Here is an 11,711-nt window from a genome sequence, read left to right as displayed (position 1 = left end):
GCCTCCTGCGCATCCGACGACCAGGTCCGCGCATCCCCACCAGATCACTCACACACCGTCAACGAGCATGAACCCAAAGCGTTTCGGATCAATAATCCCCACCCCGGCCCCAAGAAGATGAAGATTCCCGGAAAAAGGGAATCCCGCAGGACTCTATGTAGATGCCGTGTGCACAGCCAGTGGAAAGTTCCGCCCTCATCCCACAAAACGGGACATGCGGTATGTGATGTGACTCACGACCTGACGCTCCGGTGCGGTCGGCGCGGCTCGTGCGGAGCCGGATGCCCTACGCCTCCGTCACCGCCGTGGCCCGCCACGGGGCCAGGCGCTGGACGTCGCGGGCTGTTGCCGTGACGCCGCTCAGGAAGCCCTGGGCGCGGGGGGAGGCCGTGTCGCGGAGCCATTCCGGGGCGATGTCGCAGACCGCGACCTTCACCTCGGTGCCGGCCAGGGCGAGGGGCAGGGTGTGGACGACCGTGGAGGGGAAGCTGAGGACCGTGCGGCCGATCGGGCCGCGGCGGGCGATGAGTTCCAGGGGGAGGTCGGGGCGGACGATCTCCAGGCCGGTGCGGGCCTCCAGGGCGTGGAGCTTCTCGGTGGACTCGCGGCGGTGGGCGAAGTAGCGGGTGGCGCCGTGGGTGCGGGACAGGGACGCGACGGCCTCCAGGTACTGGTCCCGGTCGACCACGCCCGTCTCGACGAGGGAGGTGCCGACCAGGTCCGCGCCCTTGGTGAGCAGCGGCGGACCGAAGCGGGCGCGGGTCCAGGCGAAGGTGTTGGAGGTGAGGACGACGCCGGGCGGAGCCTCGACCGGCATCGCCGTGAAGACCTCGACCGTACGGGTGGCGGACGGGGTGAAGCGGCTGCGGGCGCGGGCCGTGACGGGGGCCAGGACCAGTTCGCGCGGGCCCGATCCGCCCTTGCGGTGCCAGCGCACCAGGCGTTCGCCGCGCGCCAGTTGGGCGACGAACTCCATGGTGGCGGTGCCGTCGTCGACCACGGTGAGGCGGGGGGCCCGGACCATGGTGAGCAGGAGCTGTACGTACCGGGAGAACGGGTCGCCGATGACGACGTGGCGGGCCCTGCGGACGAGTCCTGCCAGGTCGCGGAGGCTCTTCAGGGGGGCGCTCGCGCCGCCGCGGGCCTCCTGCCAGCGGACGTTGATGCCCTCGTCGCGGGCCAGCTCCGCCATCCGGCGCAGCTGGCCGCGCGACATCGGGTCGACCGGGGGGAGGACGACGACCGTGATGTCCGTCAGGACCCGGTCGTCGCCTCCCTCTGCGTGGGCCCACTCCAGGACGTTCAGGAGCTGGACCGGGCTCTCGACGAAGGCGAGGTTCACCGGTCGGCCCGTCAGACCGCGACCGGCTCGGCGGCCGGGGCCGCCTCGCTCTCGGCGACGACGCCCGTGACCCGGCGGAGCTTCTTCATCGGGCCGAGCTCGGACTCGTACACCTTCTTGACGCCGTCGCCGAGCGAGGCCTCGATGGTGCGGATGTCGCGGACCAGGCGGCTGAGGCCCTGCGGCTCGACGGAGGCGGCCTGGTCGGAGCCCCACATGGCGCGGTCCAGGGTGATGTGGCGCTCGACGAACGCGGCGCCGAGGGCGACGGCGGCGAGGGTCGTCTGGAGGCCGGTCTCGTGGCCGCTGTAGCCGATCGGGACGTTGGGGTACTCCTGCTGGAGGGTGTTGATGACCCGGAGGTTCAGCTCCTCGGCCTTGGCCGGGTACGTCGAAGTGGCGTGGCAGAGAAGGATGTTGTCCGAGCCGAGGACCTCCACCGCGTGGCGGATCTGGCGCGGGGTGGACATGCCGGTGGAGAGGATGACCGTGCGGCCGGTGGCACGCAGCGCGCGCAGCAGCTCGTCGTCGGTGAGCGAGGCGGAGGCGACCTTGTGGGCGGGGACGTCGAACTTCTCCAGGAAGGCGACGGCCTCGGTGTCCCACGGGGAGGCGAACCAGTCGATGCCGCGCCGGGCGCAGTGCTCGGAGATGGCCCGGTACTCGTCCTCGCCGAACTCGACGCGGTGGCGGTAGTCGATGTACGTCATCCGGCCCCAGGGGGTGTCGCGCTCGATGTCCCACTGGTCGCGCGGGGTGCAGATCTCCGGGGTGCGCTTCTGGAACTTGACCGCGTCGCAGCCGGCTTCGGCGGCGACGTCGATCAGGGCGAGGGCGTTGTCGAGGTCGCCGTTGTGGTTGATGCCGATCTCGCCGGTGATGTAGACGGGGCGGCCGGGGCCGGCGGTGCGGGTGCCGAGGGTGCGCAGACGGGAGGTGTTCATGAGGTGTGTTTCCTTAGCTCTGATGACTTGGGGGCTCGGAGACTCGGAGGCTTGGGGGCCCGGAGGCTCGGATGGCTGACGGGTTGGGGGACCCGGGTCACTTGGGGGACTGGTTGGGACGCGTGGCCGTGAGGGTGGGGCCGAGCAGCCAGGCCGCGATCTCGCGGATGGCGCCGAAGCCGCCGGGGACGGTCGTGACGGCGCGTGCGGCCGCCCGTACCGAGTCGTGGGCGCTCGCGACGGCGACGGGCCAGCCGGCGAGTGCGAAGCAGGGCAGGTCGTTGACGTCGTTGCCGACGTAGAGGACGCGTTCGGGGGCGACGGACTGTTCGTCGCACCACTGCTTGAGCGCGAGGTCCTTGCGGTCGATGCCGTGCAGCACCGGGATGCGGAGCTTGCGGGCGCGGGCGGCGACGACGGGGTTCTGTTCGGTGGACAGGATCAGCAACGGCAGTCCGGCCCTGCGCAGTGCGGCGATGCCCAGGCCGTCGCCGCGGTGGACGGCGACGGTCTCGCGTCCGTCGGCGTCGATGAGGACCCGGTCGTCGGTCTGGGTGCCGTCGAAGTCCAGTACGACGGCGTCGATGTCGTCGAGGGTGGGCAGCGGCGACGGGTCGAGCAGCGGTGCGAGGGCGCGGGCGCGGGCCAGGTCGTGCGGGTCGTCGACCTCCAGGACCCGTGCGGCGTCGGTGCGCACCAGGGCGGTGTGGCCGAAGAAGCGGTGGCGGTGGGTGCGGAAGCCCGCGACGTCCATGGCGTACGCGGTGCCGGTTTCGAGGAGGTCCTCGGGGCGGTCCTGGCGCCTCTGCCGGACGGACTTGTCGTGGTTGACGCCGTGGTTGCCCTCTTCGACCGCGCTGCCGTCGCGCCAGAGGAAGCCGTGGAAGGGGGCGACCGTGACCGCGGTGTCGGCGCCGTCGCGGGCGACGGCGGCGGCGACGCCGTCGATGTCCTCCCGCACGACGAAGGGGCTGGTGCACTGGACGAGCAGCACCACGTCGGCCTTCCGGTCGCGCATCGCCTCGTACGCGTCCAGGGCGTGCAGCACCGCGTCCTCGCTGCTGGACCTGTCCCCGGCGATGGCCGCGGGGCGCTGGACGAGGTGCAGCCGCTCGGGGGTGTCCGTCGTGTCGCCCGCGGCGCGGGCCGCGTCGGCGATGGCCGCGTCGTCGGTCGTCACGACGACGTCCGTGACCTCGTGGGAGGCCAGGCAGGCGCGTACGGCGCGGGCGACCAGCGGTACGCCGCCGACCTGGGCGAGGTTCTTGGCCGGTACGCCCTTGGATCCGCCGCGGGCGGGGATCACGGCGAGCACGGTGGGCGGCGTCATCGCTGCTCCTGGGGTCGGGGTCGGGATCGGGGCGGGGATCGGGGCCGGGTGCGAGTCCGGGGCCGGGATCGAGTGCGGGTCCGGGGCCGGGATCGAGTGCGGGTCCGGGGCCGGGATCGAGTGCGGGTCCGGGGTCGGGTCCGGGGGCCGGGCCGGTGGGGTGGCGGGCGGCGGGGTCACAGCTCGCCCATCCGCCGGATGACGGGGGCGACCCGCTGGACGCCCTGCCGGTACGCGCCGCGCGCCGCTTCCCGGACCGCGTCGCGCACCGCGCCGCGCACCCCGCCCGTCTCGCGCGGCCGTTCGGCGCCCGGCAGCGGGTGGCCGTCGGGGGCGAGGTGGTGGCGGGCGAGGATGCCGGGGAGGTAACCGGGGGCGGTCGCGGGGGTGTAGTAGGGGGCGAGGTCGGGGAGCCCGGGGGCGGCGAGCAGCGCGTCGACGCGGGCGCGGGCCCGGTCGTAGGCGGCGGCGTACGTGCCGTCGGCGGCGACGCCCTGGCCGGCCAGCCACTCGGGGTCGGGTTCGGGACGGAAGCCGCCGTCCAGCCGGTCCCAGGAGGTGAGCAGGCCGGAGCCGATGAAGTGGTGGTTGCCGAGCGCCTCGCGGACGCCGAGGTCGGTGAGGACCGCGGTCGGGATGCGCCGGTGCAGGGCCTCCAGCGCGGCGGTGGAGGAGACCGTGACCAGCAGGTCGGTGCGGTCCAGGACCTCGCCCATGTTCCCGTACGCCAGACGGAAGTTGGGCGGGGTTCCGCCGGGCAGCCGCTCGGCGAGCCGCTGGTACGGGAGTTCCTCGATGTGCGTGGTGTGCTCGCCGGGCTTGGAGCGCAGCTTCAGCACCACCTCGCGGCCGGGGTGCAGCCGGGCGTGCTCGACGAGCCTGCGCAGCAGGTACGTGCGGTCGGCGCGGGAGGCCGGTACGGACGGCTGGGCGGCGAAGACAACCGTGTCGCGGCCGGCCTCCGGGCGGTGCGGTTCGCCGCCGAGGAACGGCAGGGCGGCCTCCGTGACGGCCGAGGCGTCGGCGCCCACGCCCTCGTACACCGCGCGGAAACGCCCGGCGTCGTGGCGGGAGTTGGCGAGGACGACGTCCGCGCCGTGCCGCAGCAGCAGCCCGTCGGCGAGCTTCTCGTAGACGACGCCGACGTAGCCGGTGACGACGACGGGCCTGGCCGGCAGCCGCAGCGCGGCGATGCCGTGCAGCATGGCCTGGACGGCTCCGCCGACGAGGGCGAGGACGACGACGTCGTACCCCTCGTCCCGCACGGTGTGCAGGAACTCGACGGCCGTCACCTCGCGCACCCGGTCGGGTCCGATGCCGACGTCGCCGACCTCGGCGAGCTGGCGCGGGGTCGGGGTGGCCCGGCCGCGCAGCAGCAGTCCGCTGATCTCGACGCGCCGCGCCGGCGCCCCGGACGTACCGGCGGTGAGGCGGCGCGCGGTGAGCGCGCCCCATTTCCACCGGGTGTCGGAGTCGGCGAGCACGGCTACCCGGAGGGCGGTCGTCTTTTCGGTACGTGGGGGCACGTCCCAGAACTTAGGAAGGCATTCCGATTCGCGGCCCAACGCGACGGCAACAGCTGGTTAACAGCCTGCCGACGATTGGCTAATCGGTCCGGCCGGCGGCCCGAAAAACCCGCTCATTCACGCCGGTTCACCATTCCCGCATGTTCCGTTCACCCGCAGTCCTTCTCCGGGACAAGGCAAATGCCGAAACCGCCCTTAGCGTGACCGAGTGGTTAAGCTCTCCGTCATCGTGCCGTTCTACAACGTGCGGGCATATGCCCCCGACACCCTTCGAAGCCTGCGCGCCAACGCGCGCGAGGACTTCGAGTTCGTTCTCGTCGACGACGCCTCGACCGACGGGACCGCGGACCTCCTGCTCCGGGCGCGGGACGAGATCCCGGGGGTGGTGCTGCGGCGGCACGAACGGAACCGGGGGCTGGCGACCGCCCGCAACACCGGCCTCGACGCGTCGAGCGGCCGGTACGTCACGTTCCTCGACGGGGACGACTGGCTGGCCCCCGGGCACTGTGCCGATCTGGTCGCCGCGATGGACCGCCTGGGGTGCGACTTCCTGCGCACCGACCATGTGCAGTGCCGGGCGAAGTCGCGCACCGTGGCCCGGGTGCCGCACGGCCTGCGCGAGGTGCCGATGCGCCCGCGCGACGCGATCCTCCCGGTCGGGCGCACCACGTCCGTCGACTACCCGTACGCCTGGGCCGGCGTCTACCACCGCCGTCTGGTCGAACGCGGTCTGATCCATTTCACGGACGGGCTGCGCACCGCCGAGGACCGGCCGTGGATCTGGCGGCTGCACCGGGAGGCGGAATCCTTCGCCGCGGTCGGTCTGCTCGGGGTGTTCTACCGGCGCGGAGTTTCCTCCTCGCTGACCCAGATCGGCGATGTCCGGCAACTCGATTTCATTCGCGCGTTCGACCAGGTGCTGGAAGAGACCGCACGGGATCCGGAGGCCGACGCACTGCTGCCGAAGGCGGTGCGTACCTATTGCGCGCTGATCTCCCACCATTTGGCGACCATTTCGAAATTCGAACCGGCCGTGGCCCGCGCTCTTCTCGACAGGGGCGCGGCGGCGCTGCACCGCATGCCGCAGGACATTCTGAAAGAGACGGTCGACGCCATGGACGCCGACAGGTCCGCCCGGCTGCGACGGCTGCGCCGCCGCCCCTTCACCGCTGCGAGGACCGCCGCATGACCACCCAGATCCTCTGCGCGTCCACCCTCTACGGCGCGGCCACCCTGGCCGCGGCCGTCGACACGGGTCTCGTCCGGCCCGCGGACCGGCGCATCCTGCTGGTCAACAACAACGCCGCCGTCCCCGAGGTCTCACCGTCGCTCGACGCGATGCCGGGCTTCGAGGCGATCCGGGACCGGTTCGACGACGTGCTCTCCTGGAACGCGGCGATCGAGCCGTTCCATCCGTCGGGCTGGTCGCCGCGCCCCGAGGACCTGCCGCTGTGGGAACGTCATCTGCGCAGACTGTGGGAACTCGGCGACGACGAGGTCGAGTTGGCCGCCGAGTCCATCCAGGTCGACCCGGCCCTCGCCGTCACCGGGATCTTCACGGGCGCGCCCGTGGACGTGTACGCGGACGGGCTGATGAGCTACGGGCCCACCCGGATCAAGCTCGATCCGCTGCTCGGCACGCGTGTGCGCCGGGTCCTCCACCTCGATCTGGTGCCGGGCCTCGAACCCCTGCTGCTCACGGAGTTCGGCGTCGGCGCCGAGATCGTGCCCGGCGACGCCTTCCGCGCGGTGCTCGGCGAGATCGGGGCGCTCTCCCCCTCGCCGGACGTCCCGTACGACCGTCCGGCGCTGCTGCTCGGCCAGTACCTCTCGGCGCTGGGCATCCTCACCGCCGAGGAGGAAGAGGAGCTCCATCTGCGCATGCTGCGCGGGGCCGCCGCGCGCGGGCACCGGCAGATCGTCTTCAAGCCCCATCCGACGGCGCCCGCCCGCTGGTCCCGGCTGCTGGAGACCGAGGCCGGCCGGCTCGGCGCGGAACTCACCGTGCTCGACGCGCCGGTGCTCGCGGAGACGTTGTACGAGCGGTTGCGGCCGGTGCTCGTCGTGGGCTGTTTCTCCACCGCGCTCTTCACCGCACGGCAGTTGTACGGTCTGGACACCGCCCGCACCGGTACGGGAATGCTGCTGGCGCGGCTGACGCCGTATCAGAACAGCAACCGGGTACCGGCGGCCCTCGCCCACACCCTGCTGCCCGAGCTGGAGACTGGGCGCACCCGGACGCCCGGCGACACGGGCCGGCTGGTGGCCACGATCGGGTTCACGATGCAGCCGCGGATCCATCCGCAGCTGCGGCCGGCCGCCACCGCGTACCTCACGGACGGCGTCACCCCGGACGAACAGCAACTGTTCCCGCGGCGCAGGCTCACGGCGCTCGGGCTTCCCGGCGGCCTGCCCGGCCGACTCGCCACGCTCTCCCGCAATCCGGCCGTGCGGCGGGCGGCGAGGAGGGCCCGCCGACTGGGACGGGCCGTACTGCGCTGACACCCCGGGCTTCCCGGCGTTCCGGGGCGCGGGACTCACGGGCCGTACTGCGCCGACACCCCGGCACTCCCAGGCGGTCCCGCCCGTCCGCCCGGGGCCGCCCCGGGATCAGCCGAGCACCCTGCTCATCCCGAGCCGCCCCCACAGCAGCGCCGCGCCGAACGACAGCAGCGTGGTCGCCGCCGTCACCGCGGCCACCAGTGCGGCGGCCCCCGGCAGAGACAGGCCGGGAGAGACGAACAGGTCCGTGAGCACGCCGAGGACCAGGACATGGACCAGGTAGGCGCCGAACGACGCGTCGGCCAGCCGGGTCAGCCGGGGGCGCAGCCGCTCGGGAATCCGCAGCCGGTGCAGGGAGAGCAGTACGCCCGCGCTGAACAGGGCCACCAGCACACTGGCGTACGGAATCGCGTAGTGGACCCGGTACTGGTACCCGACCACCGCGGCCAGCGCCACCAGCGACGGCGGTATCCACAGCAGGCGCCTCTTCCCGACGACACCGGCGGGCAGCGCGAGCAGGAACGCGCCCAGCATCGCGTAGATCAGCTGGTACGGGCCGAAGCCCCAGCCGAAGCGCGGCAGTTCCAGGCCGGTGACCGCGGAGAGGTCGCCGAAGAGCGACGGCGCCGCCGCCAGGACCAGGAGCGCCGCGCCCAGGCCCCACGGCCGTCTGCCCGACCTCACCATCACCACGAAGGCCAGGAGCATGATCACGGGAATGTAGGCGTACAGGTACCAGAGGTGGTAGGCGGGGCGCACCGAGGCGAAGAGCGAACCGAGCGCCAGGTCGCCGACCGGGTCGTCGTCGGTGCCGCGCAGCCGCCCCCATGCCAGGTAGAGGGCGGTCCACACGGCGAGCGGCAGCACGATGCGGACGATGCGCCGTCGCAGTTGCGCGCCGTCCTTCGGCGGGGCGCCGACGAGGACGACCCACCCGGCGATGGCGAAGAACAGCGGTACGGCGAACCGTCCGGCCGAGTCCGCCACCAGCCCCGCCCAGTAGGTGCCCGAGCCGCCCGACGGTTCGCGGCCGACGGCGTTCACGAACGCGGAGCCCGTGTGGCAGAGGATCACCCCGACCGAGCAGAGCAGTCTGATCAGGTCGATGTCGTGACGGTGCTCGCGGCGCGGACGCCTGTCCGGGGCCCGCTGCCCGCCCGGCGGTACGGCTGAAGGAGCCGGCGGTGTCGGCGGTACGGGCGAGGAGGCCGGCGGCACCGGCGAGGAGGCCGTCACACCCGCAGGGTGCTGCGGGTGCGCCGCACCGTGCTGCGCAGCCGGGCCGCGGCGCCCGGGGTGCTGCCGCCGGGCAGGGAGAGCTTGCCGAGCCGTCGGCGCTTGAAGTAGTGCCGGGTGCTGTCGTCCAGCCGCTCCCGCAGCCAGCTCTCCGCCTCGCCCCGCAGTTCCGGGTGGAGTTCGGACTGCATGCAGTAGCCGACCGTGCGGACCAGGGGGCCCAGGGTGGCCGGTGCGGTGCCGGGCAGGGCGGGCACGCCCCCGCCGCCGTGCCGTTCCAGGTCGGGCACGTAGTGGTCGACGATCGTCAGCGGGATGCGGTTGCTGTTCTCGTACGGGGCGATGCGGTCCAGCACCAGGCCGGTGCCGACGCGGGCGACCGGGATGCCGTAGTACACCGCGGCGGTGAGCATGGCGGTCGAGAAGCAGCCGACGACGAGCGTGGGCGCGCACCTCTCGAAGAGGGTCTCCGCCAGCAGGGGCGTGTCCAGTGCGACGAGCCGGATCCCGGCCTCGGCCGCGGCCCGTTCCAGGGCGTCGGAGTAGCGGACGGGGGCGGTGGGATGGGGCTTGAAGAGGACGGAGGTGTGTCCGGCCCCGGCGGCCCCGTGCAGCATGCGGACGTGCAGGGCCTCCTCCTCCTCGACGGTCAGGATGTCGAGGGCGGCCAGGTACTGGCCCAGGAGCACGGCGGTGGGGGCCTGCGCGATCGCTTCGGTGAGTTGCCGGTCGCCGTCCGCCGCCGCGGCGATCTCGCCCAGGACCTTGCGGAAGGCGTCCTCCGGTACGAGTTCGGTCTCCACGTCGAACTCGGACAGGAGCATGGGCCGGAGGCCGGGCACCAGGTCGAGGTGGAGCACCCGCCGGACCCGGCAGCCCATCGACTGGGGCAGCCTGGTGCGGGTCGGGCCGTAGCTCATGAGGCCGTCCGCGTAGATGTGCAGGGCGCTCTCGGAGAAGATCGCCGCGAGGGCGCGGGCGGGGTCGACCTGGATGGATTCCAGGGCCAGTTCGACGGGTTCCTCGCCCAGCCCCCAGGCGAGCCGGAGCGCGCGCTGCCACAGCACGACGTCATCGGCGCGCGGCCCCCAGGCGCCGGGGTGGTACGGGCGGATCGTCTCGTTCCAGCTGATGACGGAGTCGAAGCGGGCGGCGATCCGGTCGTAGCCGAGCAGCGCGTCCGGGCCCGCGGCGGTCTCCGGCACCGGGGCGTTGTTGCACACCAGCAGGATCCGGCGGGTGTCCGCCGGGGGTCCGAACTGGCCGGCGTCGAGGGCGGCGGCGAGCGTGGCGGCCCCGTACAGGGTCGAGACCTGGAAGATCTGGGTGCGGGTGGGCATGGATCAGGCGGCCTTCTGCTTGTCACGCAGGCGTCGGAGCACGGTGCTGCGCTTGGTGTCCATCGTCGTCAGGATGTGGTCCAGCACGTGCGGGGGCATGCGGTGCAGCGCGGCGGCCGACTCCTGCCGCAGCCGACGGGCCGTGGCGGCCTCGTACTCCCCCGCCTTCTCCGTGTGGAAGGCGATCAGCGCGCAGTAGGTGCGGACCGCCTTGGGCAGGAGGAGTTCCGCGTCCCGGTCCTGCTCCAGTTCCGCCAGCAGGGTGTCGTAGGCGGGGAAGAAGTCCAGCTGGCGGGCGTCCTTGATCTGGGTCAGCGAGGTGGTGACGCCGCGCCGGTAGAAGATCCCGTGGAGTCCCAGGACCGCGCAGGAACGTGCCCGCAGGTGCAGCCGCCAGGTCCACAGCCGGTCCTCGGCGGTGCGCAGCGCCGGGTCGAAGAGCATCCCGCCGTCCTCGAAGAGCCGCCGGTGGTACAGGCCGGCCCAGACGAAGGGGTAGTCGACCATCGTCTCCATCCCCGGGTACGCGATCCCCTCCCGCGGATCGGTCGCCCGGTCCCGGACCCGGGCCGGGGCGCGGTGGACCGCCCGGCTGGTGCCCGTCGCCCGGACGTGGTCGTGGCGGACGAAGTCGACGCCCAACTCCTCGGTCGCGCACAGCAGTTGATCCAAGTGCCCGGGGGCGTACCAGTCGTCGCCGTCGAGAAAGGTGAGGTACTCCCCGCTCGCCGCCTCGATCCCGCTGTTGCGGGCGGCGGCGATGCCCACGTTCGTCCCGTGGCGGATGACCCGGGCCTGCGGGAGTCTCGCGGCCCAGCGGTCGACGACGGCCGGCGTCTCGTCCGTGGAGCAGTCGTCCACCAGCAGGAACTCCACGTCCCCGGCCGCGTTGCGGGCGAGGCTGCCCAGCGTGGTGTCGGCATACGGGGCGACATTGTGGAGCGGTACGACAACGGACAGTTTCGGCACGCCGGCCCTCGCCTTCGATCTTGTGGCCGCCACCGTAATCAGGCGCACCGAGGACGGAGTGGCCCGCGGGGCGACGGGCGGTGAACTCTGGACGACGCCCGCGTGACACGGTGCGCGCGGGCGCCGACGCCCCCCGTACCGTGCCTCAATGCCCGCGGCGATCAGTTGCGGTCCGTCCTCGAAGCGTTCGTCGCAGCGGGCGAAGATCTCGGCACCGGCGGCTGCGCCCCGGACGGCCCGACGAGCGGGGGCCGGCGTCTCTTCGACGTCTTCCGAGGGCCGCACTTCACCCTGCTGGCGGTCGACACGGACACCGAACTCCCCGTGTCGGACGGCGACTTGGTCCGCGTACACCGCACGGGCGCCCACGAGGCGTACGGGAAGGGCCTGTTCCTGGTCCGCCCCGCTGGCTACATCGGCTGGGCGGGCGCGGGCGCCTCGGGGCTGGTGCAGTACCTGGCCCCGCTCGGACCCGCCCCGCTCACGCACCCCTGAACGGGAACGTCACCCACCACCGAGCAG

At 72.8% G+C, this 11,711-nt stretch carries 10 protein-coding genes; 3 read left to right on the top strand and 7 right to left on the bottom strand.

The features are described 5' to 3' along the window. Positions 1-286 precede the first annotated feature (286 nt). The 4 genes from ACWCXX_RS05015 to ACWCXX_RS05000 form a co-directional block, all read right to left on the bottom strand. Complete coding sequence (locus tag ACWCXX_RS05015) at positions 287-1,342, bottom strand: hypothetical protein (protein ID WP_451124330.1); 1,056 nt, start codon at positions 1,340-1,342, stop codon at positions 287-289. 11 nt (positions 1,343-1,353) lie between these two features. Beyond that, positions 1,354-2,286, bottom strand: a complete 933-nt coding sequence (locus tag ACWCXX_RS05010; RefSeq protein ID WP_451124328.1) for an N-acetylneuraminate synthase family protein — start codon at positions 2,284-2,286, stop codon at positions 1,354-1,356. Positions 2,287-2,383: 97 nt separating this feature from the next. Beyond that, positions 2,384-3,616: a cytidylyltransferase domain-containing protein gene (locus ACWCXX_RS05005; RefSeq protein ID WP_451124326.1), complete on the bottom strand. Its 1,233-nt coding sequence runs from the start codon at positions 3,614-3,616 to the stop codon at positions 2,384-2,386. Between the two features lie 176 nt (positions 3,617-3,792). Continuing rightward, complete coding sequence (locus ACWCXX_RS05000; protein ID WP_451124324.1) at positions 3,793-5,142, bottom strand: DUF6716 putative glycosyltransferase; 1,350 nt, start codon at positions 5,140-5,142, stop codon at positions 3,793-3,795. Between the two features lie 208 nt (positions 5,143-5,350). Here ACWCXX_RS05000 and ACWCXX_RS04995 point away from each other — a divergent pair, with 208 nt between their 5' ends. Continuing rightward, positions 5,351-6,331 carry a glycosyltransferase family 2 protein gene (locus ACWCXX_RS04995; protein WP_451124322.1) on the top strand — a complete coding sequence of 327 codons (981 nt, stop codon included), beginning with the start codon at positions 5,351-5,353 and terminating at the stop codon, positions 6,329-6,331. Next, the gene (locus tag ACWCXX_RS04990) at positions 6,328-7,644 is read left to right on the top strand and encodes a polysialyltransferase family glycosyltransferase (protein ID WP_451124320.1); all 1,317 of its coding nucleotides are present in this window, start codon (positions 6,328-6,330) and stop codon (positions 7,642-7,644) included. The genes ACWCXX_RS04995 and ACWCXX_RS04990 overlap by 4 nt, the downstream gene beginning before the upstream one ends. A gap of 108 nt (positions 7,645-7,752) precedes the next feature. On the opposite strand, the gene ACWCXX_RS04985 is transcribed toward ACWCXX_RS04990, so the two are convergent. From ACWCXX_RS04985 to ACWCXX_RS04975, 3 genes are read right to left on the bottom strand one after another with little or no spacing between them, the layout of a single operon-like run. Beyond that, positions 7,753-8,880 carry an acyltransferase gene (locus tag ACWCXX_RS04985; RefSeq protein WP_451124318.1) on the bottom strand — a complete coding sequence of 376 codons (1,128 nt, stop codon included), beginning with the start codon at positions 8,878-8,880 and terminating at the stop codon, positions 7,753-7,755. Then, positions 8,877-10,220, bottom strand: coding sequence for a polysialyltransferase family glycosyltransferase (locus tag ACWCXX_RS04980; RefSeq protein WP_451124316.1), 1,344 nt, complete (start codon positions 10,218-10,220; stop codon positions 8,877-8,879). Before ACWCXX_RS04980 ends, ACWCXX_RS04985 begins: the two co-directional genes overlap by 4 nt. 3 nt (positions 10,221-10,223) lie before the next feature. Further along, a complete protein-coding gene (locus ACWCXX_RS04975) occupies positions 10,224-11,189 on the bottom strand; it encodes a glycosyltransferase family 2 protein (RefSeq protein WP_451124314.1) in 966 nt (321 codons plus the stop codon). A 102-nt stretch (positions 11,190-11,291) separates the two neighbouring features. On the opposite strand from ACWCXX_RS04975, the gene ACWCXX_RS04970 reads away from it, so the two are divergent. After that, positions 11,292-11,684: an aromatic-ring hydroxylase C-terminal domain-containing protein gene (locus tag ACWCXX_RS04970; RefSeq protein ID WP_451124312.1), complete on the top strand. Its 393-nt coding sequence runs from the start codon at positions 11,292-11,294 to the stop codon at positions 11,682-11,684. The last annotated feature ends 27 nt before the right edge of the window (positions 11,685-11,711 follow it).

It is taken from the genome of Streptomyces sp. NPDC001732, assembly GCF_053596315.1.
The sequence above is the reverse complement of the archived record's forward strand: the minus strand, read 5'-3'. Positions and strand labels throughout refer to the sequence as shown.